At 59.7% G+C, this 24,863-nt stretch carries 18 protein-coding genes and 1 pseudogene; 5 read left to right on the top strand and 14 right to left on the bottom strand.

All coding sequences use genetic code 11. The features are described from left to right. Window positions 1-9: 9 nt before the first annotated feature. Genes LOY68_RS02225 through LOY68_RS02235 form a run of 3 tightly spaced genes read right to left on the bottom strand, consistent with a single transcriptional unit; the run spans window position 10 to window position 1,761 of the window. Window positions 10-270 (bottom strand): phosphopantetheine-binding protein, encoded by a 261-nt coding sequence (locus LOY68_RS02225; RefSeq protein WP_265042668.1) that lies wholly within the window; start codon window positions 268-270, stop codon window positions 10-12. Continuing rightward, window positions 251-1,060, bottom strand: coding sequence for a lysophospholipid acyltransferase family protein (locus tag LOY68_RS02230; protein WP_163907907.1), 810 nt, complete (start codon window positions 1,058-1,060; stop codon window positions 251-253). The genes LOY68_RS02225 and LOY68_RS02230 overlap by 20 nt, the downstream gene beginning before the upstream one ends. Continuing rightward, entirely contained in the window at window positions 1,036-1,761 is a 726-nt protein-coding gene (locus tag LOY68_RS02235) for a beta-ketoacyl synthase chain length factor (protein ID WP_265045742.1), read from the bottom strand. Before LOY68_RS02235 ends, LOY68_RS02230 begins: the two co-directional genes overlap by 25 nt. 357 nt (window positions 1,762-2,118) lie before the next feature. On the opposite strand from LOY68_RS02235, the gene LOY68_RS02240 reads away from it, so the two are divergent. Further along, window positions 2,119-2,889: a ParA family protein gene (locus tag LOY68_RS02240; RefSeq protein ID WP_054053184.1), complete on the top strand. Its 771-nt coding sequence runs from the start codon at window positions 2,119-2,121 to the stop codon at window positions 2,887-2,889. A 133-nt stretch (window positions 2,890-3,022) separates the two neighbouring features. On the opposite strand, the gene trxC is transcribed toward LOY68_RS02240, so the two are convergent. The 9 genes and pseudogenes from trxC to LOY68_RS32185 all read right to left on the bottom strand — a co-directional run. Continuing rightward, entirely contained in the window at window positions 3,023-3,457 is a 435-nt protein-coding gene (gene trxC, locus LOY68_RS02245; protein ID WP_265042670.1) for a thioredoxin TrxC, read from the bottom strand. 76 nt (window positions 3,458-3,533) lie between these two features. Beyond that, on the bottom strand, window positions 3,534-4,235 hold the full coding sequence (locus LOY68_RS02250; protein WP_265042671.1) for a hypothetical protein: 702 nt from the start codon (window positions 4,233-4,235) through the stop codon (window positions 3,534-3,536). Continuing rightward, window positions 4,235-4,771, bottom strand: a complete 537-nt coding sequence (locus tag LOY68_RS02255) for a hypothetical protein (protein WP_265042672.1) — start codon at window positions 4,769-4,771, stop codon at window positions 4,235-4,237. Before LOY68_RS02255 ends, LOY68_RS02250 begins: the two co-directional genes overlap by 1 nt. Window positions 4,772-4,857: 86 nt before the next feature. Continuing rightward, on the bottom strand, window positions 4,858-5,196 hold the full coding sequence (locus LOY68_RS02260; RefSeq protein ID WP_265042673.1) for a hypothetical protein: 339 nt from the start codon (window positions 5,194-5,196) through the stop codon (window positions 4,858-4,860). A 42-nt stretch (window positions 5,197-5,238) separates the two neighbouring features. After that, complete coding sequence (selO, locus tag LOY68_RS02265) at window positions 5,239-6,702, bottom strand: protein adenylyltransferase SelO (RefSeq protein WP_265042674.1); 1,464 nt, start codon at window positions 6,700-6,702, stop codon at window positions 5,239-5,241. Between the two features lie 48 nt (window positions 6,703-6,750). Beyond that, window positions 6,751-10,119, bottom strand: a complete 3,369-nt coding sequence (gene mscK / locus LOY68_RS02270; protein ID WP_163907911.1) for a mechanosensitive channel MscK — start codon at window positions 10,117-10,119, stop codon at window positions 6,751-6,753. Window positions 10,120-10,156: 37 nt separating this feature from the next. Continuing rightward, window positions 10,157-11,899 (bottom strand): potassium/proton antiporter, encoded by a 1,743-nt coding sequence (locus LOY68_RS02275; RefSeq protein ID WP_054053202.1) that lies wholly within the window; start codon window positions 11,897-11,899, stop codon window positions 10,157-10,159. Window positions 11,900-12,122: 223 nt separating this feature from the next. Next, window positions 12,123-12,995, bottom strand: a complete 873-nt coding sequence (locus tag LOY68_RS32180) for a methyl-accepting chemotaxis protein (RefSeq protein ID WP_401327203.1) — start codon at window positions 12,993-12,995, stop codon at window positions 12,123-12,125. Continuing rightward, a pseudogene (locus LOY68_RS32185) lies at window positions 12,978-13,853 on the bottom strand (MCP four helix bundle domain-containing protein); the annotation flags it as partial. The gene LOY68_RS32180 and the pseudogene LOY68_RS32185, both read right to left, overlap by 18 nt. A gap of 170 nt (window positions 13,854-14,023) precedes the next feature. Between LOY68_RS32185 and LOY68_RS02285 the strand changes: the two are divergent. The 3 genes from LOY68_RS02285 (at window position 14,024) to LOY68_RS02295 (ending at window position 16,592) form a co-directional block, all read left to right on the top strand. Further along, window positions 14,024-14,254, top strand: coding sequence for a hypothetical protein (locus LOY68_RS02285; RefSeq protein WP_054053207.1), 231 nt, complete (start codon window positions 14,024-14,026; stop codon window positions 14,252-14,254). Beyond that, the gene (locus LOY68_RS02290; RefSeq protein ID WP_054053209.1) at window positions 14,251-14,553 is read left to right on the top strand and encodes a cell division protein ZapA; all 303 of its coding nucleotides are present in this window, start codon (window positions 14,251-14,253) and stop codon (window positions 14,551-14,553) included. Before LOY68_RS02285 ends, LOY68_RS02290 begins: the two co-directional genes overlap by 4 nt. Window positions 14,554-14,654: 101 nt before the next feature. Beyond that, window positions 14,655-16,592 (top strand): methyl-accepting chemotaxis protein, encoded by a 1,938-nt coding sequence (locus tag LOY68_RS02295; protein ID WP_265042676.1) that lies wholly within the window; start codon window positions 14,655-14,657, stop codon window positions 16,590-16,592. A 134-nt stretch (window positions 16,593-16,726) separates the two neighbouring features. Here the strand turns inward: LOY68_RS02295 and LOY68_RS02300 are convergent, their stop codons facing one another. After that, complete coding sequence (locus LOY68_RS02300; protein ID WP_265042677.1) at window positions 16,727-18,529, bottom strand: acyl-CoA dehydrogenase; 1,803 nt, start codon at window positions 18,527-18,529, stop codon at window positions 16,727-16,729. A gap of 244 nt (window positions 18,530-18,773) precedes the next feature. Beyond that, window positions 18,774-22,727, bottom strand: coding sequence for a trifunctional transcriptional regulator/proline dehydrogenase/L-glutamate gamma-semialdehyde dehydrogenase (putA, locus tag LOY68_RS02305; RefSeq protein WP_265042678.1), 3,954 nt, complete (start codon window positions 22,725-22,727; stop codon window positions 18,774-18,776). A 463-nt stretch (window positions 22,728-23,190) separates the two neighbouring features. Here putA and putP point away from each other — a divergent pair, with 463 nt between their 5' ends. Beyond that, window positions 23,191-24,675, top strand: coding sequence for a sodium/proline symporter PutP (gene putP, locus LOY68_RS02310; RefSeq protein ID WP_265042679.1), 1,485 nt, complete (start codon window positions 23,191-23,193; stop codon window positions 24,673-24,675). Window positions 24,676-24,863 lie beyond the last annotated feature (188 nt).

Genomic DNA, 24,863 nt, shown 5'->3' on the forward strand with positions numbered 1-24,863 from the left:
GGTCCGGTCTCAAGCTGCCTGTTTTGCAGTGACGAATGCCGCAAGGCTCGTCACGTTGCTGAAGTGGTTACGGGTGTCCTTGGCGTCGGCATCGATCTTGATGCCGTACTTTTTCTGGATCGCCAGGCCGAGTTCCAGAGCGTCTACCGAGTCCAGACCCAGGCCTTCGCCGAACAGGGTCTGGTCGTCGCCGATGTCATCGGCGCTGATGTCTTCGAGGCCCAGGGCTTCGATGATCAGGTTTTTTATCTCACGGTGCAGATCGCTCATCTTCGGCGAGCTCCTTAATAAAGTAGTGATGCAGGTAATCGTTGAGCTTGCGCGACGCCTGGGGCGCAGGGCCTTGTGCGGCAAAGGCCTGTGGGTCTATATCGGCCCCGACACGGAAACTGAAGTGCACGCGGCGTTTTGGGATCCGATACCAGGGCTCGGCCTTGGTCAATGTGGTCGGGCTGACCTTGATAATCACCGGGGTGAGGATTTTCGCACCCCGCAGGGCAATGGCCGCGCCACCCCGATGAAAGGCCGGCGGCTGGCCCGGTTGGGTGCGCGTGCCTTCTGGGAAAATGATCAAGGACTGGCCGCTTTTCAGCGCGTCGGCAGCGGCGTCGAGCATGTCCATGCTGCCGTCGTTGCTGATGTATTCGGTACGGCGCAACGGGCCACGGGTAAACGGGTTCTCCCACAGGCTCTTTTTGACGACGCAATTGGTGTGCGGCATCAGACCAATCAAAAACACGACGTCGATCAACGACGGGTGATTGGCGATGATCATCTGCCCCGGTCGCCCGAGTTTTTCGGCGCCCTGAATGTCGTAGGTCAGCACGCCGGTGCGGGCCATGAAACGGACAAAAAACCAGAAACAGCGACTGACGATTTTCCGCGCGCGCAGCCGATGGGCCTGGGCATCGCCGGGCAGGCAGCCGAGCAGCGGGAAAACCAGCAGACGCAGGCACAGCCCGCCCAACCCGAACAGGGTGAAGCTCGCGGCGGTGGCCAGCAGGCGCCAGTAGTAGGCGTCGCGGTTTTTATCGATTACGGGTTGCGTTGCCAGGTCCATACACGATTTTTCCAGGCATGTTGGCAGGTTGACTGCTGGCCGAGCAGGGTACGCAATAGATTCAAGGCATGGGGCCAGTGAGCGTTGGACAGCTCATCCGGGTTGCTGTTCAGGGACAGCCGCCAGTCGGTGCCGGGGGTGAGCAACAGACCGACCGCATAAGGAAACGGCACATCGTCGATCCAGGCCGAATAGGCTTCTGGCGGTTGTTCTTCAGTGACCACCAGCAGCACGGCGGGCGCACCTTCCGAAAGCAGCGCCGCAGCCTCAAGCATGCCGTGTTCAAGCCCGTCACCAGCGGCGGCGAGGGCGGTCATTTCGCTGGTTTCGCCGCGCATGATCGACCACAGGCCAATGATCGCGTTGTGCACCGACAAGCTGAACTGGGTCGGCGACAGAGGCTGATCGGCCGCCAGGTCGCTGAGAATATCGAAGGTGCGCGGGGTCTCGCCGTGACGGGAAATAAAGACCAACGGTAGGTCCTGCCGACCATCGGCCAACGGCCAGCCAACGCTGAAGGCCATCCGCGCCAGGCGGCTGAGTCGCCGGCGCTGCATGGCCGGCAGAAACGATACGTCGGGGGCGGCATCGCTGCACGGGAGCACGACCGGTTGTCGGCTCCAGGCCTGCCAATCGTCCACGCTTTCGAGCCCAGGGGCCCATGCGCGCCATTGGGCGATGTTGAAGTTGATCACAAAGATTCATCCCGCCCCTGCGGGCTTTCCTTGACGCGGTGAGTCGCAAAATCTGCGGCCGACCTGACGTGGCGCTTAACGCCGAGTGGCGCGCATTATCCCGGTGCGACGGGCGTGTAGCAAATGCTGGTTACATTTTGCGCAATCAAATGTACCGTTTGGTCCGTGAAAAAGCTGTCGTATGGCCATTATCCACGTCGGGGCGGGCAAGTCTGTCGGTTCTGTCTGCGATCAACGCGTGAGTTCGCGGCTTTTTTCATCAGGAGATTGCTCCTGACTGTGTAGTCCCCATGCCTGCGAGGTAGCTAAGCGACGCCGTGGACTACTACACTCGGTCATTCTTTGATACACGGAGGTTTTGACATGCGGCGCGTGGTGTTCAATCAGAAAGGTGGGGTGGGTAAGTCGAGCATTGCCTGCAATCTGGCTGCGGTCAGTGCCAGTGAGGGTTATCGCACCCTGTTGGTGGATCTCGATGCCCAGGCCAACTCCACTCAGTACCTCACCGGCCTGACCGGTAATGACATCCCCATGGGGATCGCCGACTTCTTCAAGCAGACCCTGTCGTCCGGGCCGTTCTCGAAGAAAAACCAGGTCGATATCTACGAAACCCCGTTCGACAACCTCCACGTCATCACCGCCACCGCCGAGCTGGCCGACTTGCAGCCCAAGCTTGAGGCGAAACACAAGATCAACAAGCTGCGTAAATTGCTCGACGAGTTGAGCGAAGACTACGACCGGATCTACCTCGATACCCCGCCAGCGCTGAACTTCTATGCGGTATCGGCGTTGATTGCCGCTGATCGGGTACTTATCCCTTTCGACTGCGACAGCTTCTCGCGCCAGGCGCTGTATGGCCTGCTGGCGGAAATCGAAGAGTTGAAGGAAGACCATAACGAAGGCCTGGAAGTCGAAGGCATCGTGGTCAACCAGTTCCAGGCTCGCGCGAGTTTGCCCCAGCAAATCCTCGACGAGCTGATTGCCGAAGGCTTGCCGGTGTTGCCGGTGTACCTGGGCAGCTCGGTGCGCATGCGCGAATCCCACCAGGCCAACACACCGCTGATTCACCTTGATCCGCGACACAAACTGACTCAGCAGTTTGTCGAGCTGCACAACCTGCTGGAAAACGCCTGATCCTTACAGGCAACACAGAACACATGTGGGAGCGGGCTTGCTCGCGAAGGCGTCGTGTCAGTCAAAGTTGATGTCGACTGACACACCGCCTTCGCGAGCAAGCCCGCTCCCACAGTTTTGATTCGGGGTGGCTTTAGATTCCCTGGCTACGCAACCAACTCATCAACTGCGGCAGCGGAAACGCCCCGCTCTGGCGCGCCACTTCCCGGCCGTTCTTGAACAGAATCAAACTCGGAATCGAGCGAATCCCCAATTGCGCCGACAACTGCTGGTTCGCCTCGCTATCGAGCTTGGCCAACCGACACTTGCCCGCCAACTGCCCCGCCGCCTGCTCGAACACCGGCGCGAACGACTTGCACGGCCCACACCACTCCGCCCACACGTCCACCAGCAGCGGCAGATCGCCCTTGATCTGGCTGGCGTAATCGCCCTGCTGCAATTCGAAGGGTTTGCTCAGCAACACCTCTGCCTTGCAGCGCCCGCATTTCGGATGGTCGCTGAGGCGTTCGGCTGGGATGCGATTGAGGCCGTTGCAGTGGGGGCAGGGGATCAGCATTGGCTCGGACATGCGTACAGCTCCGCAAAAATCGATAAGTAGTAGGTTAAGTGGTGGCGCGTGGGCGCATTTCAAGTTGCACTGGATGTCAGCGGTTGTGCACGAACAGCGCATTGTCCGGCAATAACGACCTCAGGGTATTGAGGTAGCTGTCCAGCAGGTGCTCTGGCAGATGCGCCTCGAACCCGTCACCGAGGTCCGAGTGACTGGCGACAACCCGGTTGTTTTGGCGGTCGATCAGCACTTGCTGATATGAACTCCAGGGCGCCGAGATCTGCGTGTGCGTGTCGATGTCCAGCCCTAGCCAAGAGCGTGGGCCCAACATTATCGCTGCAACGGGCGGAGCAAGTAACCAGGCCAGCGGCGGGTTGCCGAGTACCAGAACGAGGCTCAGTAGCGGGACGCCGGTCCGCAGCAGATTGAGGATCAGGCGGCCATGTTGTGGGACGGCCAATAAATGCAGGTGCCAGCCATTACGGGGGTGGATGCCGTAGTGATGGACAGTCTTGCGGCGAACCACCATGAGCCACATGTAGCCCACGATCAGCAACCAGACCACGCCAAAGATGCTGCTGAACAGCACGGATTTTTCCGCATGGCCGGGTAGGGCGAAGTGATCTTCATACAGGCCGTTGGCCAGGGCGGCGATTCCAGGCAGCACCAGCAACGCCATGGCGATATCCCATGCTCCGGCCGGCTGGGTCTGCACCTTGACCGACCAGGTCATGAGTGCGGGCATGATCGAGTCCGGTTCGTGGGCGACGAAGTCCTTGTGCTCAGAGGGGCTCATCACGACGAGGGTTCATCGTTTTGCTGCAGCAACAATGTCTGCCATTTAGCGCTGGTGTCGACGAGGGAATACTGGTCGTTGCAGGTGAGGATGACTCCGATCTTCTTGCAGAACACCACCTCGACCAGATTGTCCGTTGTCGTGCAGGCGGTAATGTCTTCCAGCGGCATGAACACTTCTACATGCTGGATCGCGTAATGCACCTCTCCTCCCGGATGCATCTGGTAGCCCCATCCGCCTAACGGTCCGCGCAGTTGATAAACCGCGGCTTTCGCGCCTTGCACGTTAGCCAGCTTGTGCAGCGGCAGTTGCGTGACCCCGACCAGATGAATAAACCCTCTGGCGGGTCCGCCGAGAAATTTGAGCGCGGCCCTCTCCTCGTCGCTGAGCTGACGAACCGGCACCGCGTTCCTGATAAAGCGTCGGGTTGATCTGGCCAGGGAGAAATATTTCCAGGCGATGGGAATCACCTTGTAGAGCACGAGCATTCCAAATCCGAGGATCAGCAGCCCTTCAAAGTCGCTTTTGCTGATCACACCGATCCCTCGTCTTGCCGCTGGGTGTTAGAGAAATGCACGGAAACGTCCTTGTCGTGAAATTTCACGGGTTTTCTGAAAGGGGATCAGTCGAAACTCATGAAGCAATCGTGCTCGGCGTAATACCCGATCGCCTCCAGCAACTCGGGGTCCGTCACCGACGGTTTGTGATGCAGAGCACTCATCACCACATCTTCCAGAAGCTCGTCGCTGAACCAGAACTCAAGACCCTGGCGGACGACAAAGTCCGGGTAGATTTCTTCGTCGTTGTCGGTGATCCGGGGAAAGGCTTCGATCACGCATAAGGTTTGCAAGGTGATAGTGCTGGAGTCTTGAGCGCCATAGACACAGAAATGCAGGTTTTTTTCCTGTTTCCTGAGAATACCGATCAGTTCGCCAACGCTGAGATGCTGTTGGTAATGCATGGAACGTCCCTGTTCATTTGATAAACGGTTAGCTGGCGGACCTCACGACGAACAACTGATCTCCAGATGCTTGCCCCACTCCGGCGGCCGCTCGGCGTAGCTCTCCATCCCCGGCTGCTCTTCGAACGGATTGCTCAAGACTGCATGCAAACGGCGAACCTCCGCATAGTCGCCACTCTCTGCTGCATCGATAGCCTTCTGCGCCAGATAGTTACGCAGGATGTACAGCGGATTGACCGCGTGCATCCGACTCCGACGCTGTTCCTGATCGACCGCGCCTTCACGGGCCACCCGGGCGATATACAGTTCGCCCCAGGCATCGAAGCCCTTGATGTCGACAAAGTCATCGCGCAAACGGGCGACGGCCAGTTCCGGTGATTCATCCCCGAGGCGACGGAAGAACAACGTGTAATCAACGCCGCTGTTCTGCATCAATTGCAGCAAACGCTCCAGCAGTTTCTGGTCGTCGTCTTCGGCAATGGTCAGCCCGAGGCGGCGGCGCATGAGGTCGAGGTAATGCGCCTGGTACAGCGGCAAGTACAGGCCGAGGGTTTCGCGCAGGGCTTCGACGCTGATGAACGGCGTCAGGGCCTGGGCCAGGGCGCTGAGGTTCCATTGGCCGATCGGCACTTGATTGCTGAAGGAATAGCGGCCCTGATCATCGGAGTGGTTGCAGATGAAATTGGCGTCGAAGTCATCGAGGAACGCGAACGGGCCGAAGTCGAAGGTGATGCCCAGAATCGACATGTTGTCGGTGTTCATCACGCCATGACAGAAACCATAAGCCTGCCATTTGGCGATCAGTTCGGCGTTGCGCTCGACGATCTCGCGGAACATCGCGAGATACGGTTCCGGCTGTTCCAGGCATTCGGGAAAGTGCATGGCCAACACGTGCTCGCCGAGTGCTTTTTGCTGCTCGGGGCGCTTGGTGTAGTAGAAATATTCGAAATGCCCGAAGCGCACATGGCTCGGCGACAGGCGCAGGACCATGGCCGCGCGCTCCTGTTTCTCACGCCAGACCGGCGTGTCGGAGCCGATCACGCACAGGGCGCGAGTGGTCGGGATGTTCAGCGCATTCAGTGCTTCGGAGGCGAGAAACTCGCGGATCGAGGAGCGCAGTACTGCGCGTCCATCGCCCATGCGCGAGTAGGGCGTCTGGCCGGCACCCTTGAGGTGCAAGTCCCAGTGCTCGCCAGCCTCGTTGTAGACCTCGCCCAGTAACAAGCCGCGACCATCGCCCAACTGCGGGTTGTAGGAACCGAATTGATGCCCGGAATAGACCATCGCCCGCGGTTCGGCTTCGGCCCAGAGCTTGTGGCCGCCGAACAGTTCGGCGAACACCGGCGTTTCGGCCACTGCCGGGTCCAGGTCCAGCAGCGCCATGGCGGCGGGGCTGGCGACCACCAGTCGCGGATTCGCAATAGGCTCCGGCAGCACATGGGTTGAAAACGCGTCGCCCAGGCGGGCGAAGCGATTATCGAAGGTCAGTTCGTCGAGGGGTTTCAACGGCCATCTCCAGCAGAATGTCCGAGCATTCTGCTAGGGATAAGGCGGTTAGTCGAGTTTGGTCTCGGGCGGCTCTTGCATCGGGTCGTCGCGCAGGGCCTCGTGGGGCGCTTCGCGGGAGATGATGGTTTTTTTCTCTTCCTCGACCGGCACCAACTTGTATTCCTGCCCGTGCAGGTTCTTCAGGTAAACCTCCATCTGCCGGAACGAGATGTTGATGTGCTGCTTCTTGAACTCGTGGTTGATGAAGCGGTTGACCTCATCGAGCACCGGGTTACGGTCGCCGAGATCGCGCACATGCATACGCAACTCGTGGTCGAGGGTGCTTTCGCCGAAGTTCAGGAAGTACACGTGAGGCTCGGGTTCCTTGAGCACTCGCGGGTTATCCCGTGCGGCTTGCAGCAACAGGGATTTGACCAGGTCCAGGTCCGAACCGTAGTCGACGCCGAGCTTGAGGGTCACCCGGGTGATCGTGTCGGTCAGCGACCAGTTGATCAGTTGCCCGGTGATGAACGTCTTGTTCGGGACGATGATGTCCTTGCGGTCGAAGTCGGTAATGGTCGTGGCGCGGATGCGGATCTTGCTGACCGTGCCCGACAGGTTGCCGATGGTGATGGTGTCGCCGATCCGTACCGGACGTTCGAACAGGATCATGATGCCGGAGATGAAGTTGGCGAAAATCTCCTGCATCCCGAAGCCCAACCCCACCGATAGCGCCGCCACCAGCCATTGCAACTTGTCCCAGCTCACGCCGAGGGTGGACAGGGTTGAGACGAAACCGATCCCGGCGATCACGTAGGACAGCAGCGTGGTTGTCGCGTAGGCGCTGCCTTGGGCCAGATTCAGCTTGGACAGCACCAATACTTCCAACAGACCCGGCAAGTTGCGCGCGAGGGCGAAGGTGATGCCGATGATGATCAGCGCACCGAGCATGTCGCCGATGCTGATCGGCACCATGCTCATGTTGGCGCCGGTGCCGCTGGTGTATTCGTAGAGGGTGACGTTGTCGAGGTACGAGAACACCGAAATCAGGTCCGACCAGACCCAGTACAGCGCCGCGATGAAACCGCCGAGCAGTGCCAGGCGGATCAGGCGCAACGACTGTTCGTTGACCTTCTCGATGTCCAGGGTCGGTTCTTCGATCACTGCTTCGCCGTCGCCGGCCTCTTTGGCCGCCTGGCGTTTGGCCAGGGCGCGCTGGTAGGCCAGGCGGCGTGCCGCAACGCTGAGACCACGGACGAACGTGGCTTCGATCACCAGCCAGAACATCAGCAGGTACAAGGTGTTGATCAACCGGTCGCTGAGTTTCAGCGCGGTGTAGTAATAGCCGAAGCACACCGCCACGAACAACGCGACGGGCAGGACCGTGAACATGACCCCCACGGCCTTGCGGAACAGCGAAGCGCTTTTATGGGTCGGGCTGCTGATCAGCAGGCGACTGAGCAACCAGGCCATCAAGGCATAACAGGTCAGCACCACCGGCATGCCGAGCACGTCATCAGCCAGTGCCGCCGGTTGCAATTCAGCGACCGCCACCACGGCAACCAGCGCCATGACCACCAATCCGAGACGTCGAACCCAACCCTGCAGGAACTCGACCTGAGGTTTTTCCCAACGGAAATGCAGTTCGGCCACGCCACCCGGCGCGAGGATCCGGTAAGCGGTGTAGAACACCAGCCAGGCCTGGCCCATTTGTATCAGGGCCGCGCCCATGTTGGCGTTCTGCCCGCGTGCATCGATCTGCAAGGCCAGGCCACACAAGGCCAGACCCAGAGAGACCGGCATCGCCAGCAGAATATTGATCAGAATCGCCTGCGGCGTGTGCCACTGGCTGTCACGCTTGAAGTGGCCGATGTCCTGGTGAACCTTGTTCAGGCGGGCGTACAGACTCTTGCGCCGCCACAGCAGGGCACCGATCAACAACACCAGGGGCAGGAACAGCAGCGGACGCTGGACCAGGCCATCGCTCAATTCGCTCAGGCTTGAGGTCCAGGGCAGCGTGGTGACCTGACGTTGCAGGCGCTCCGGCACGCCGCGCATCCACTCCGGGTCCAGCGGCTTGTTGCTTGGAATCCAGAACATCTGCTCGTCGAGGGTCGCCCGCAGGCTTTGCGCGGTGCTGAGCAATTGCTTCTGGTTGAGTTGCAGCGTGATGGATTCGTTGAGCACTGCGCTCAATTCGCGATTCAGTCGCTCCAGCAGGTCGGCGCGAGTGTTGGCCAATTCCAGCAGGTTCTTGCGCAACTGCGGGGTGACTTGCTCTGGCGGTTGGGTCGCCAGCAGGTTATCGACGTACGTGGCCGGGTTGCTGAGCAGTTCCCGTTGCTGACTGACTTCAAACTGATACAGGCGAATGTCGGCAATCTGGTCCGCCAGGTCGCGGTCGAGCTTGAGGCGCGGCAGGGCCTGTTTCTGTTTATAGAGAATCTTGGACAGCAGCAGGCTGCCCTTGAGCACGTTGATTTGCTCGTCCAGGGCCGAATCGCTCTGGGTCACGCTGTCCAGCTGCTGCTTGGTTTGCAGGTTTTGCTGGGTGACTTCGTTGAGGCGGTCAGTGCTTTTGAGCAGGTAGTCGGAGAGTTTCAGGTTCATCGCGCTTTCAGTGGCCAGCAAGCTGCTGCTGCCGGACTTCTGGGCTTCGATGGACTGTTGGGTCACGGTCTCTTGGGACTGGGCCAGGCGCTTCTGGTTGATCAGGGTTTGCAGTTCCTGGATTTCCTGATCCTGGCGCGCGACTTTTTCCGATAGCAAGTCGTGCTGGCTGTTGCCCAGGTCTTGCAACTGGCTGTTACCGGCCAGTTCCTGGCGGCGCAGCGGAATCAGGGCATTCAGGGCCGCGAGTTCGGCGTTGAGCTGGTCACGCTGCTCGATGCTCAAGGTCTTGCCGTTGTCTTTGCCGGCCTTGAGGATGTTGTTGATCTGCTGGATGCGCGTCTGGCTGGTGGCGATCTCGGCCTGGGCGCGCTCGGGGCGGGTCTGGGCGGTGATGATCAGGCTGTTGGCCTCGGCCAGGGCTTTTTGCAGCTCGCCTTGCTGGGTAGAGCGCTCGGTCAGCATCTGCTCGAGTTGCTGGATCGACGAGTTGGCGTATCGCTGCTCGATCGGCGCAACCTTGGTGGCCTTGAGTCGGGCCAGTTCACGCTGATTCTCGATGTTCTGCTTGGGCGCGGTGGCCAGTTGCTGCTTCAGATCGATCAGTTTCTGATCGTAATCGCTTTTACTGGTGAGCTGAGTCAGCGTGTTCTGCAGAATCGATTGCAGGGCTTTCTGGTCGGCTTCCGGCAATTTGCGGTCGGCGATCCTGTCCAGGCTTCCCTGCACAGCTTCGCTGGACGGCGGTTCGCCGGCTTGCAACGTACCAATGGAGAGACTCAGGCCCAACAGGGCAATGGTGAACAAAGAGCGCAGGGTTGGCATAGATACCGGTCTGGAACTAGGTGAAAAGAATGGCAGTTTAGAGGAACAAGCCGGGACCCGGGCGACTTCCTTCGGGGAATCTGACGCCGACTTTGCCGATCTTGTTCCCGTCCATGACCGCAACCGTCCAAATGGTGTTGTTCCACTCCACCTGGTCGCCCACAACTGGCGCACCGCCAACTTTCTGGGCAATGAAGCGGGCCAGGGACATGTCCGGATCGATGCCTTCGACTTTCAACCCGTACAGCGCCGCAACCGCGGCCAGCTGGGCGTCTCCTTCGAGTACGAAGTCGCCGAAGAAACGCAGATCGAGACCCCGTTGCGGGGCTTGGCTGAAGAGTTTTCCGAGGGCCGTCAGGTTGTGTTCATGGCCGATCACGCAGAGCAAATCGTCGACTTCGAGCACCGTACTACCCGACGGATGGAGCAGTTGCTGGCCGCGAAACAGGGCCGCGATCCGGGTGCCTTCGGGCATTTTCAGCTCGCGAAGCGGGGAGCCGATGCACCATTTCTCGGCACCGAGGCGATAAACGAACAGTTCCCACTCGCTGGTGACGTGGACTTCCAGGGCCGAACGGGAGATCGGCGCGGGCTCCGGCGGCACGGTGACCTTCAGAAGCTTGGCGACCCACGGCAGGCTCGTGCCCTGCACCAGCAGCGACACCAGCACGATAAAGAACGCGAGGTTGAAATAGAGCTGAGCGTGCGGCAGGCCGGCCATCAGCGGGAACACCGCCAGAATGATCGGTACCGCGCCGCGCAGGCCGACCCAGGCAATAAAGGCTTTCTCGCGACCGTGGAACGCTTTGAACGGCAGCAGGCCGACCATCACCGACAGTGGCCTTGCAAACAGGATCATCCACAGCGCCAAACCTAGGGCGGGCAGGGCGATGGGCAGCAAGTCATGCGGCGTGACCAGCAAGCCCAGCACGAGGAACATGCCGATCTGCGCCAGCCAGGCCATGCCGTCGAGCATGTGCAGAATGCCGTGACGGCTGCGCACCGGGCGGTTGCCGATCACCAGGCCGCACAGGTAAACGGCGAGGAAACCGCTGCCGTGCAAGGCGTTGGTCAGGGCGAAGATCAGCAGGCCGCCGGCAATCACCAGGATTGGATAGAGGCCGTTGGCCAGATTGATGCGGTTGACCAGTTGTAACATGACCCAGCCGCCGCCGAGGCCGACGACGCCACCGATACCGAATTCACGCACCAAGTGCCCGAGCAGGCTCCAATGCAGGCCGGTCTGGCCGCTGGCGAGCATGTCGATCAGGGTCACGGTGAGGAACACCGCCATTGGGTCGTTGCTGCCGGATTCGATTTCGAGGCTGGCGGTCACCCGCTCGTTCAGGCCTTTGCCGCCCAACAGCGAGAACACCGCCGCAGCATCGGTGGAGCCGACGATGGCGCCGATCAGCAAGCCCTGAATGATGTTCAGGTTGAACAGCCACGCTGCCGCCATGCCGGTCAGCCCGGTGGTAATCAGCACCCCGACCGTGGCCAGCGACAACGCCGGCCATAACGCCACGCGGAAACTCGCGACCCGAGTGCGCAAGCCGCCGTCGAGCAGGATCACCGCCAACGCGAGGTTGCCGACCAGGTAGGCCGTTGGGTAGTTATCGAAAATAATGCCGCCGCCGTCAACGCCAGCAGCCATGCCCACGGCCAGGATAATCACCAGAATCGGGATACCGAGGCGGGACGAAAGGGAACTCACCAGAATGCTTGCACCCACCAGCAACGCGCCGATCAAGAACAGGCTGTTGATGGTCGTCGCATTCAAAGGCAATACTCCAGAAAGCTGAAAGGCGGGCACAAACTGACCATGCAGTCTGCGTGCCAGCGATTCTAACCTGTTGAAATGTGATGCTGTCAAAAAGCTTTTGCAGATCAAAAGATCGCAGCCTCGTTTCACTCGACAGCTCCTACAAAGGATCTGCGTAAACCTGTAGGAGCTGTCGAGTGAAACGAGGCTGCGATCTTTTCGGCAGTGATGCGATCTTCGTTTAGAGGCTAAACCGCCCAACCATATTGTTCAGGTCCAGCGCCAGGCGCGACAGTTCGCTGCTGGCCGCGCTGGTCTGGTTGGCGCCGGTCGCCGATTGCACCGACAGATCGCGGATGTTCACCAGGTTGCGGTCCACTTCGCGAGCCACTTGTGCCTGCTCTTCCGCCGCGCTGGCGATCACCAGGTTGCGTTCGTTGATCTCGACAATCGCACTGTTGATCGTGTCCAGCGACATCCCTGCCCCACGGGCGATGTTCAGTGTCGATTCCGCGCGTTCGGTGCTGTTGCGCATCGAATCCACGGCGTGCTCGGTGCCGCTCTGGATACTCCCGATCATGCGTTCGATTTCGCTGGTCGATTGCTGGGTACGGTGCGCCAAGGCCCGAACCTCATCCGCGACCACCGCAAAACCACGCCCGGCTTCACCAGCACGGGCTGCTTCAATCGCTGCGTTCAAGGCCAGCAGGTTGGTTTGATCCGCCAAACCACGGATCACGTCCAGCACCTTGCCGATGTCGCGGGATTCGTTGGCCAGGTCACCGATCAGCGTCGCGGTGCTCTGCACGTCGGCGCTCATGCGTTCGATGGCGCTGACGGTTTCCTGCACCAGGTCACGGCCGTCACCGGCGGAGGTGGTGGCGTTTTTCGAGGCTTCGGAGGTGCTCACGGCGTTGCGCGCGACTTCTTCCACGGCGCTGGTCATTTCGTTGACCGCAGTGGCGGCCTGTTCGATTTCGTTGTTCTGCTGGGTCAGGCCCCGGGCGCTTTCGTCGGTGACGCTGTTCAGCTCTTCAGCGGCGGACGCCAATTGTGTAGCCGAGCCGGAAATCCGTTGCAGGGTGTCGCGCAGCTTTTCCTGCATCTTCGACATGGCCAGCAGCAAACGGCCTGCTTCATCTTCGCCATCGACGGTAATCGGGCGGGTCAGGTTGCCTTCGGCGATGTCTTCGGCAGCGCTCAAGGCGTTGGCGATCGGCTTGGTGATGCTGTTGGTCAGCAGCCAGGCGAACAGCAGGGTCAGGCCGGTGGCGATGACCAACAGGGTGATGACCAGGTTGAAGGACGCCGAATATTGATCGTTCGCGTCTTTATCGGTTTCGGCGATTTGCTGGGTATTGATCTCCAGCAACTTCGCGAGGGCCTTGTTGACCGCTTCAGAGTTGGTCAGCAGTTCGGTGTTGAGCATTTTGCTCAGCTCATCCACCTGATTGTTGCGCGACAGGCTCTTCATCCGGTCTTCGAGTTGACGGTACTGCGCCAGCAACTGCACGTACTGGTCATACGCCGCGCGTTCCTGCGGGCCGTCGATCAACGGTTCGTAGACCCGTTGAGCATCACGGATCTGCTGGTTGCGCTGGTCGAACAGCTCCATGGTTTTTTGCTGCACGTCCGGTTCACGATTGATCAGCAAACGGTAGGACAGCACGCGCAGACGCAGGGTCAACTGAGTGAATTCGTCGAGGCTCTTGATGCTCGGCACGCTGGCGTTGGCGATGTCTTCACCGGCTGCGCGAATCTTGCTCATCTGGTTCAGGGAAAATACCCCCAGGATCAGCATCAGAGTGCCAATCAGGGCAAACCCGAGGAACGCCCGCGGGGCGATATTCATATTACGGAGGGACATGGTGTTTACCGGGAAAAGCGCATCCGTGCGGGGCTGAGACTGCTGTATGCATGGCTTATCGGTTCTACGACTAAAGTCTTGAGCCCCTGCGCGTATTTGTCGCATGCGTTTTCCGGCGACGAAGTGCAGGAACCAGATCTGCCAATCACAGTCTTTAAAACTCGCGAGGAAGGTCGCCCGTCAGGAAAATCAAGGCTTTGCGCCCCAATAACCCTGGCATCCGTGGTGACTTTTCTTTATCGTACGCGCCCTTTGAAAAAGCCTGGAAAATCAAAATGTTGGAAGCATCCCTGAGTCAATTGGAACAACTGGTCAGCGACCTGGTGCAACAGAACCAGAGCCTGCTCGGCACCAACCAGACCCTGAGCGCCGAACTGGCCCAGGCCAAGGATGAAAACGAAAGCCTGCAACTGAGCCTGATGGAACAGGAAGAGAAACAAGGCGCTACCGCCGCACGTATCCAGGCCTTGGTTGAGCGCGTCAGCGCCGGCCCTGTCAGCGCATGAATCAGGGCGCCGCAGGGGTAAAAGTCGTCTCGATCCTGGGGGAGGACTATTCGATCAAGGCGCCGGCCGGGGAAGAGCAGACCCTGCTGGACGCCGCCATGATGTTGAAGGCGGCCCTGGCCGACACCAAAAAGAAATACCCGACACTGATCGGTGACCGCTTGTTGGTACTGGCAGCAATGAATCTGTGCTCCCAGCAGATCGAAATGAAAAAGCAGCACCAGCAGGAACTCGACCGTTACCAAGAGCAAGTCAGCGCCACGGTTGAAGTGATCGCCAAGACGATCAATCAGGCCTGATCGGCTTTGAGCACAACCAAAGAATAAATTTGTCGACTGTGTTGTATACAATCGGCACGGCTGTTGCAGTGTTTCAGCCACTTATTCTTTGGGGGTGTTCCATGCAGTTCTGGCGACGCAGTATTCAATGGCAGTTGATCCTGAGTATGGGCACCGCCCTGCTGGTCAGTATTCTGATCGTGGTTGGCGTTTATACCCTGGTGGTCAACCGCCTCGCCCAGAGCTATCTGGTCGAACAAGCGCTGCCGTCGAGCATCGAAGCGATGCGCAACGACATCGAGCGCATCCTCGTCCAGCCCCTCACCGCCGCCAAGGACATCGCCAGCAACAGCATGGTGCGCGACTGGTTGGCCGGGGGTGAAAACAGTGCCCAGACCGACACGTTCGTGAAGTATCTGGAAGGCATTCGCGCCGAGCACAAAGCCTTTACCGCGCTGATCGTCGGCACCGCTTCCAATCACTATCTCACCGAAAAAGGCCTGGACCGGACCCTCAGCCGCTCCAACCCCAAGGACGCCTGGTTCTATTCCTTTCTCGACAGCAACCAGCCGCGCACCCTCAATATCGACAATGACACCGCGACCGGAGAATTGGCGCTGTTCATCGACCTCAAGGTCGAGCAGGCCGGCAAAGTCGTGGGCGTTGCCGGGCTAGGGCTGAGCATGAAAGAGCTGTCGGAGCTGATCCACAACTTCAACTTCGGTGAACGCGGCAAGGTCTATCTCGTGCGTTCCGACGGTTTGATCCAGGTTCACCCCGAAGCGCAATTCAGCGGCAAGCGTACGTTGGCCGAGCAAATCGGCGCTCCGGCGGCGCAAGCGGTCATGGGTCAAAAAGCTGCCACCAGCAGCGGTTTTGCACGCGATGGTGAAGACTTTCTGGCGCTAAGCCTGCCACTGCGCGATCTCGGCTGGACCCTGGTGGCCGAAGTGCCACAGTCGCAGATCTACGCCGAAGCCCGCCGAGCGATGTGGATGAGCAGCGGTATTGGTCTCGCCGTTGCAATAGTGTGCCTGTTGCTGGTGGTGTTGCTGGCCCGTGGGATGGTTCGACCGATCCGTCAGGTAACAGCGGCGCTGGTAGCTATCGGTAGCGGTGGTGGAGATTTGACCCACCGGTTAGATTCCAGCCGCGCCGATGAGTTGGGCGACCTGGCGCGGGGCTTCAATCGATTCCTCGAAAGCCAGCGCGACATGATCGGCGAAGTGCTGACCACCAGCGAACGTCTGCGCACCGCCGTCGGCCAAGTGGCGAAGGTGGTGGATAACACCGCCGAACGCTCCGGGCGTCAGCAGGAAATGACCGACATGGTCGCCACCGCCGTTCACGAGATGGGCCTGACCGTACAGGAAATCGCCCAGAACGCAGGCAACGCAGCGGTCGCCTCGCAAACCGCTCGCGATGAAGCGCTGCAGGCCCGGGAAGTGGTCGGTGGTTCGATCCGCCATATAGAAAGCATGTCCGACGAAATCGGCGTCGCCGCCACGGCGGTGGGGGAGTTGGCGCACCAGGTGGCGTCGATCGATCAGGTACTCGCAGTGATTCGCGGGATTTCCGAGCAGACCAACCTGTTGGCGCTGAACGCGGCGATTGAAGCGGCGCGCGCCGGTGATATGGGCCGCGGGTTTGCGGTGGTTGCGGATGAAGTGCGGACGTTGGCGCGACGGACTCAGTCTTCTACCGACGAGATTCAGCAGATGATCGGCAGCCTCAAGCAGGGCGCGGAAAATGCCGTGTCGTCCATGCATTCGGGGCAGGCGGCGACGGGTACTGGGGTTGAGTCGAGCCAGCGCACCGGGACGTCGTTGACCGCGATTACCGGACAGATCGAGCGCATCAGTGACATGAACCATCAAGTGGCGACCGCGACGGAAGAGCAGTCGGCGGTGACCGAAGAGATCAACCGCAACGTGCAGGGGATTTCTGACCTGGCTCGGGCGACGGCGGGGGAAGTCAGGGCTTGTCGTGAGGATTGCCAGACGTTGCAGCGATTGGCGGATGATTTGGCGCGGCAGATGGGTGGGTTCAAGTTGAGTTAAGAAATCAAGATCAAAAGATCGCAGCCTCGTTTCACTCGACAGCTCCTACAGGTTTACGTGGATCCTTTGTAGGAGCTGTCGAGTGAAACGAGGCTGCGATCTTTTTGTGGCCGTTACACCGATCTACGATCTAATCAGAACCACTCATCTTGCATGGTCAGGCACACATCATCCCGCGCCTCCAGAATCGCCAGCTCATGGTGGCACCCCGGCACTTCCCAGGTCAGGAAATACCGCGCCGCCTGCAGCTTGCCTTTATAGAAGCTCACATCCGCCGCATTCCCTTTCGCCAACCCTTCTTCAGCACGAATCGCCTGTTCCAGCCAACGCCAGCCAATCACCGTGTGCCCGAACACTTTCAGGTACAGCGCCGAGTTCGCCAGGCTGCTGTTGACCTTGCCCTGGCCCAGGTCCGTCAGCAATCCGATGGTCACCGTTTGCAGGCGCGCCACCAGTTTTTCCAACGGCTCACGCAACGCAGTCAGCGATTCATACGCCTGAGCACGTTCGGCGGTGTTGGCGATCAGCCGAATCAATTGCTTGAGCCCGGCACCACCGTTCTGCGCCAATTTACGCCCGAGCAAGTCCAGCGACTGAATGCCGTGGGTGCCTTCGTGAATCGGGTTCAAGCGGTTGTCGCGGTAGTACTGCTCCACCGGATACTCGCGGGTGTAACCATGGCCGCCGAGAATCTGGATCGCCAGTTCGTTGGCCTTCAGGCAGAACTCCGATGGCCAGGATTTGACGATTGGCGTGAGCAAATCCAGCAACTCATGGGCCTGTTTGCGCGCCTCTTCGGTTTCCAGAGTCGTGGTGTCATCGAACAGCCGCGCTGCGTACAGCCCCAGATCGAACGAACCTTCGACGTAGGCCTTTTGCGTCAGCAACATGCGTTTAACGTCGGCGTGTTGAATGATCGCCACCGGAGCGGTGTTCGGATCCTTGCTGTCCGGCACCCGGCCTTGTGGACGTTCGCGGGCATATTCCAGCGAGTACAGATACCCGGCGTAACCGAGCATCACCGCGCCCATGCCGACGCCGATCCGCGCCTCGTTCATCATCTGGAACATGTAGCTCAAACCGTGGTGCGGCTTGCCCACCAGATAGCCGACACACTCGCCGTTATCGCCGAAGTTCAACGCGGTGGAGGTGGTGCCGCGCCAGCCCATCTTGTGGAACAACCCGGCCAGCAACACGTCGTTGCGTTGGCCGAGACTGCCGTCATCGTTGACCAGAAACTTGGGCACGATAAACAGCGAAATCCCTTTCACCCCGGCCGGTGCGTCCGGCAACTTGGCCAGCACCATGTGCACGATGTTTTCCGACAGCGGGTGATCGCCACCGGAGATGAAGATCTTGTTGCCCTTGAGTCGATAGGTGCCGTCAGACGCCGGCTCTGCGCGTGTACGAATATCCGACAGCGACGACCCGGCGTGAGGTTCGGTCAACGCCATGGTGCCGAAGAAACGCCCATCGATCATCGGTTGCAGGAAGCGCTGCTTCTGCTCTTCGGTGCCGAAGCTCTCGATCAGGTTGGCCGCGCCCATGGTCAGGAACGGATACGAGGTCGACGCCGCGTTGGCCGACTGGAAGTGCGCAAAACAGGCCTGGGACAACAATGTAGGAAGTTGCATGCCGCCGGCGTCGAAACTTCGCGCGGCGTTGAGGAAACCGGCTTCGAGGAACGCATCAACCGCCGGTTTCACTTCAGGAATCAGAATCGCCTGACCGTTCTCATAACGCGGCTCGTTCTCGTCGTTCTTGCGGTTATGCGGGGCGAAGAACTTCTCGGCGATGTTGCGGGCGGTGCCGATGGCGGCGTCGAAGGTCTCACGATTGTGCTCGGCGAACCGCTCACGCTGGGTCAGGCCCTCGGCATCGAGGACTTCGTACAGCTCGAAAGCCAGATTGCGGGAACTGAGCAACGTCTCGGACATGTCGGCCTACCTTTTTTTGGAATGGACCGAGTCTAGGCGTGGGAATAAAGGCTGAACAGGATGATTGATGAGCGTGATGGTGTGGTGCGGGCACCGCTAATCAAATGTGGGAGCGGGCTTGCTCGTGAATGCGGTGTAACAGTCAATATTGATGTCGACTGACACACCGCATTCGCGAGCAAGCCCGCTCCCACAAGGGTTTTGCATTCCAGGCGCCCATTGCGGGCGCCTGTTTTGTTGCGGTTTAGCCGATAGTCATCAAGCTCGCATTACCACCCGCCGCCGCAGTGTTAACACTCAACGCCCGCTCAATCACCAGACGCTCCAGCGCAATGTTGGTCTCGCCCTGGGACAAGCCGTGAACCCCGACAATCGCCCCGGCACGCTTGGCCACTTGTTGGCACACCGCGCGCAGCTGATCGGAATGGCCATGATGCAGAACCGCATCAAACACCACTTCGTCCTTGTTCCAGTCGGAAACCAGCTTGATCTTCGCCTGAATTTCCTTCGGCAGACGTGCGAACAATGCCTTGGTCACGTCAGCTTCCGGCCACACTGCCGAACCACCGACGGCCAACACCGCCGCCAGTTGCGTCAGCAGGTCGCCTTCGACTTCTGCCAGGCACAAAACGTGTTCACGCGGCAGGATCGCGTAGCTGTTGCGCTCGCCGGTCGGGCCGGCCAGCACGCGGGTAATCCCGCTTTGCGATTGTGCGGCGAACTGCACGCACAGGGTGCTCAGGTCGGCGAACTGGTTGCTGTCGGCCCAGGTTTTCAGGGCGGTCAGCGACTTGCTCATGGCATCGCGCAAACGCACGTCCGGCGCAGCGATGGCATCACCGCGAGCGAAGGATTGTTCGATCGCATCCGTAGGACGGGTCGACAGCAGACGGTACAAGTACAGCGGACCACCCGCCTTCGGACCGGTACCCGACAGGCCTTCACCACCGAATGGTTGCACGCCAACCACGGCGCCAACGATGTTGCGGTTCACATAGACGTTACCGGCATTGACGTTGTCGATCACCTTGGCGATGGTCTCGTCGATGCGGGTGTGCACGCCCAGGGTCAGGCCGTAGCCGGAAGCGTTGATCTGGCCGATCAGTTGATCGATGTCTTTGCGTTTGTAGCGAACCACGTGCAGCACCGGGCCGAAGATTTCCCGTTGCAGTTCGTCGAAGCTTTCCAGTTCGATCAGGGTTGGCATCACGAAGGTGCCGCGTTTGACTTCTTCTCCGTCGGCGATAGCCACCTGATACACGTTGCGACCTTTGTCGCGCATGGCCTGAATGTGTTTCTCGATGCCAGCCTTGGCTTCGGCGTCGATCACCGGGCCGATGTCCACGGACAGGCGCTCTGGGTTGCCGAGACGGCATTCAGCCATGGCGCCCTTGAGCATTTCGATGACACGGTCGGCGGAATCTTCCTGCAAGCACAGCACGCGGAGTGCCGAGCAGCGCTGACCGGCGCTATCGAACGCGGACGAAACCACGTCGATCACAACCTGTTCGGTCAGTGCCGAGGAGTCGACGATCATCGCGTTCTGGCCGCCAGTTTCAGCGATCAGCGGAATCGGACGACCTTGTGCATCAAGGCGACCCGCGACGTTGCGTTGCAGCAAGCGAGCGACTTCAGTCGAACCGGTGAACATCACGCCTTTAACCCGATCGTCACCGACCAAGCGAGCGCCAACGGTTTCGCCACGGCCCGGCAGCAGTTGCAGCACGCCTTCCGGAATCCCGGCTTCGAGCAGCAAACGCACGGCTTGAGCGGCTACCAGCGGAGTTTGTTCCGCAGGCTTGGCCAGTACCGGGTTACCGGCAGCCAATGCAGCGGCGACTTGACCACTGAAGATTGCCAGCGGGAAGTTCCACGGGCTGATGCAGACCACTGGGCCCAATGGGCGGTGGGCGTCGTTGGTGAAATCGTTGCGTGCCTGCACCGCGTAATAGCGCAGGAAATCCACGGCTTCACGGACTTCGGCGATGGCGTTGGCAAAGGTCTTGCCGGCTTCACGAGCCAACAGGCCCATCAGCGGCTGGATCTCGCCTTCCATCAAATCGGCGGCACGTTCCAGGATCGCGGCGCGTTCGGCGGGCGGGGTGGCCTGCCAGATCGGACCGGCATTCAGGGCGCACTGGATCGCGTTGTCGACGTCTTCGATGGTGGCTTCTTGAACGTGACCGACCACGTCGCGCAGATCCGACGGGTTCAGTACCGGCGCGGGGGTTTCAGTGCTGGAGACGCAACCGAGCATCGGCGCGGCTTTCCAGTTGTTGTGGGCGGTGGCCAACAATGCGCAGGACAGCGACGCCAGACGATGTTCGTTGGCCATGTCGATGCCGCTGGAGTTGGCGCGCTCGGCACCATAAAGGTCGCGCGGCAGCGGGATGCGCGGGTGCGGCAAGCCGAAACCGCCTTCCGTCGTCGCCATGCGCTCGATGCTGGCCACTGGATCGGCGACCAACGCCTGGATCGAGATGGACTGATCGGCGATCTGGTTGACGAACGAGGTATTCGCGCCGTTTTCCAGCAGGCGACGTACCAGGTACGCCAGCAGTGTTTCGTGCGTCCCGACCGGTGCGTACACGCGGCACGGACGGTTCAACTTGCCGTCGGAAACTTTGCCTACAACCTGTTCATACAGCGGTTCGCCCATGCCGTGCAGGCACTGGAACTCGTACTGGCCGGGATAATAGTTCTGACCGGCGATGTGGTAAATGGCCGACAGGGTGTGGGCGTTGTGCGTCGCAAATTGCGGGTAGATGACTTCCGGCACCGACAGCAGTTTGCGGGCGCAAGCGATGTAGGAAACGTCGGTGTACACCTTGCGGGTGTAGACCGGATAGCCTTCCAGGCCTTCGACCTGGGCGCGCTTGATTTCGCTGTCCCAGTACGCGCCTTTCACCAGGCGGATCATCAGGCGATGACGGCTGCGGCGAGCCAGGTCGATCACGTAGTCGATCACATACGGGCAACGTTTTTGATACGCCTGGATCACGAAACCGATACCGTTCCAGCCCGTCAGTTGCGGCTCGAAGCACAGGCGTTCCAGCAGGTCCAGCGACAGCTCGAGGCGGTCGGCTTCTTCGGCGTCGATGTTCAGGCCGATGTCGTATTGCTTGGCCAGCAAGGTCAGCGACAACAGGCGCGGGTACAACTCGTCCATCACACGCTCGTACTGCGCACGGCTGTAACGCGGGTGCAGTGCCGACAACTTGATGGAAATGCCCGGGCCTTCATAAATCCCACGACCGTGGGAGGCTTTGCCGATCGAGTGAATGGCTTGTTCGTACGAGGCCAGGTACTTCTGGGCGTCGTGCTCGGTGAGTGCGGCTTCACCCAGCATGTCGTAGGAATAGCGGAAACCCTTGGATTCGAACTTGCTCGCGTTGGCCAGGGCTTCGGCGATGGTTTCGCCGGTGACGAACTGCTCGCCCATCAGGCGCATGGCCATGTCGACGCCCTTGCGGATCATCGGCTCGCCGCTCTTGCCGATGATGCGGCTCAGGGACGAAGTCAGGCCGGCTTCATTATGGGTAGCGACCAGTTTGCCAGTCAGCAACAAGCCCCAAGTGGCGGCGTTGACGAACAGCGACGGGCTGTTGCCCAAGTGCGGATGCCAGTTGCCGGTGCTGATTTTGTCGCGGATCAGGGCGTCACGGGTGCCTTTGTCCGGGATGCGCAGCAGCGCTTCGGCCAAGCACATCAGCGCTACGCCTTCCTGGGACGACAGGGAAAATTCCTGCAACAGGCCCTGAACAATCCCGGCACGGCCGCCGGCGCTTTTCTGATTGCGCAGTTTGTCGGCAATCGAGGAAGCGAGCTTGTTGGTGGCTTCGGCCATCGCCGCAGGCAGGCGTGCCTGTTCCATCAGCATCGGCACCACTTCCGGTTCCGGGCGACGGTAAGCAGAGGTGATCGAAGCGCGCAGGACCGATTGCGGCAGAATGCTTTCGGCGAATTCGAGGAAGCACTGGTGGGCGTGATCGGCATGCACTTCGCCAGCATCATCGGCGTCTTTGCCGGTCAAGCCACTCAGCTCGGTCAGGGTTGCACCACCCTCGAGTTTTTCCAGGTAATTGAAAATTGCCTGCTTGATCAGCCAGTGCGGCGTGCGATCAATCGAGGTCGCGGCGGCCTTGAGGCGCTCGCGGGTTGGGTCATCAAGTTTGACCCCAAGGGTGGTGGTAGCCATATTTTTATCCTCATGTTTGCCACGACCGCGTGGCATCAGCTGGCGGCAAGATTAGCTGTGCGCTGGTCGAGGTGCAACCGGGTGCAACCCTTTTTTGTCGGAATAATAAGCGGCTCGTCAGGAATTAAATTCCGGTACGAACGTACCGCTCCTGCTTGGTGCTTTTACTTCTAGTAAATGATCCTGACTGCCCTAAAAGGGAGCAAAAACAGGGCTTTTTCATGAAAATCGGACTAGGTGCAACTTATTCTCAAGAAACAGGTTGCACCTCATTTGCGTTGTTGAATAGGATTCGCGCCCAAGGTGCAACCGTTAAAAAAAGACAGGTGCACCGGCTGATGGCTTTCCTGGGGAAACATCAGTCATAAATGCGCGGGGCTGGAAATCGTTTCAACAAACGTTGTCGTTTGTCGGCGTTTCACACTTCGCCGCTACATAAAAACAAAGCCAGGGCACCACTCGAATGAGCGTAAGTAATCCAACACTGATCACGTTCGTGATCTACATCGCAGCAATGGTGCTGATCGGCTTCATGGCCTATCGCTCCACCAACAACCTTTCTGACTACATTCTGGGCGGTCGCAGCCTCGGCAGCGTGGTGACGGCATTGTCCGCCGGTGCCTCCGATATGAGCGGCTGGTTGTTGATGGGCCTGCCGGGCGCCATCTACATGTCCGGTTTGTCTGAAAGCTGGATCGCCATCGGCCTGATCGTCGGTGCTTATCTGAACTGGCTGTTCGTCGCCGGCCGTCTGCGCGTGCAGACCGAGCACAACGGCGATGCGTTGACCCTGCCGGATTACTTCTCCAGCCGTTTCGAAGACAAAAGCGGTCTGCTGCGGATCATCTCCGCCATCGTGATCCTGGTGTTCTTCACTATTTACTGTGCCTCCGGCATCGTGGCCGGCGCCCGTCTGTTCGAAAGCACCTTCGGCATGTCCTACGAGACTGCGCTGTGGGCCGGTGCTGCGGCGACGATTGCCTACACCTTCGTCGGTGGTTTCCTGGCAGTGAGCTGGACCGATACCGTACAAGCCACCCTGATGATCTTCGCCCTGCTGCTGACGCCGATCATCGTGTTGCTGGCCACCGGCGGCGTCGACACCACGTTCCTGGCCATCGAAGCGCAAGACCCAAGCAACTTCGACATGCTGAAAAACACCACCTTCATCGGCATCATCTCGCTGATGGGCTGGGGCCTGGGTTACTTCGGCCAACCGCACATCCTGGCGCGTTTCATGGCGGCGGACTCGGTCAAGTCGATCGCTAACGCTCGCCGCATTTCCATGACCTGGATGATCCTGTGCCTGGGCGGCACCGTTGCTGTTGGTTTCTTCGGTATCGCTTACTTCTCGGCGCACCCTGAAGTGGCCGGTCCTGTGACCGAAAACCATGAGCGCGTATTTATCGAACTGGCGAAAATCCTCTTCAACCCGTGGATTGCCGGTGTGTTGCTGTCGGCCATTCTGGCGGCGGTGATGAGCACCCTGAGCTGCCAGTTGCTGGTGTGCTCCAGCGCCCTGACCGAAGACTTCTACAAAACCTTCCTGCGTAAATCCGCTTCTCAGGTTGAACTGGTCTGGGTCGGCCGCGCCATGGTGTTGCTGGTTGCTCTGATCGCCATCGCATTGGCCGCTAACCCGAACAACCGCGTGTTGGGTCTGGTCAGCTACGCCTGGGCCGGTTTCGGTGCCGCGTTCGGTCCGGTTGTGCTGATCTCGGTAATCTGGAAAGACATGACCCGCAACGGCGCACTGGCCGGCATCCTGGTCGGTGCAGTCACCGTGATCGTCTGGAAACATTTCGAACTGCTGGGTCTGTACGAAATTATCCCGGGCTTCATCTTTGCTAGCCTGGCGATCTACATCGTCAGCAAGCTGGGCGCGCCGACCAAAGGCATGCTGATGCGCTTTGCTGCAGCCGAAGCGGATTTCCGCTTGAACAAGTGATGGGGAGGGGCTGAAGCTCTGATCTTTCGCTGACATAAAAACGGCCCGTCTCCTGTTGGAGGCGGGCCGTTTTTTTTGCTAGCGGGAAAGAAATGGGTGTTATCGGAGCCGCCTTCGCGGGCAAGCCTCGCTCCTACAGGGTTCAGTTCGCGCAAACCTGTAGGAGCGAGGCTTGCCCGCGAAGTCGG

Origin of the sequence: Pseudomonas sp. B21-053 (assembly GCF_026016365.1) — a bacterium.
Taxonomy (GTDB): domain Bacteria; phylum Pseudomonadota; class Gammaproteobacteria; order Pseudomonadales; family Pseudomonadaceae; genus Aquipseudomonas; species Aquipseudomonas nunensis.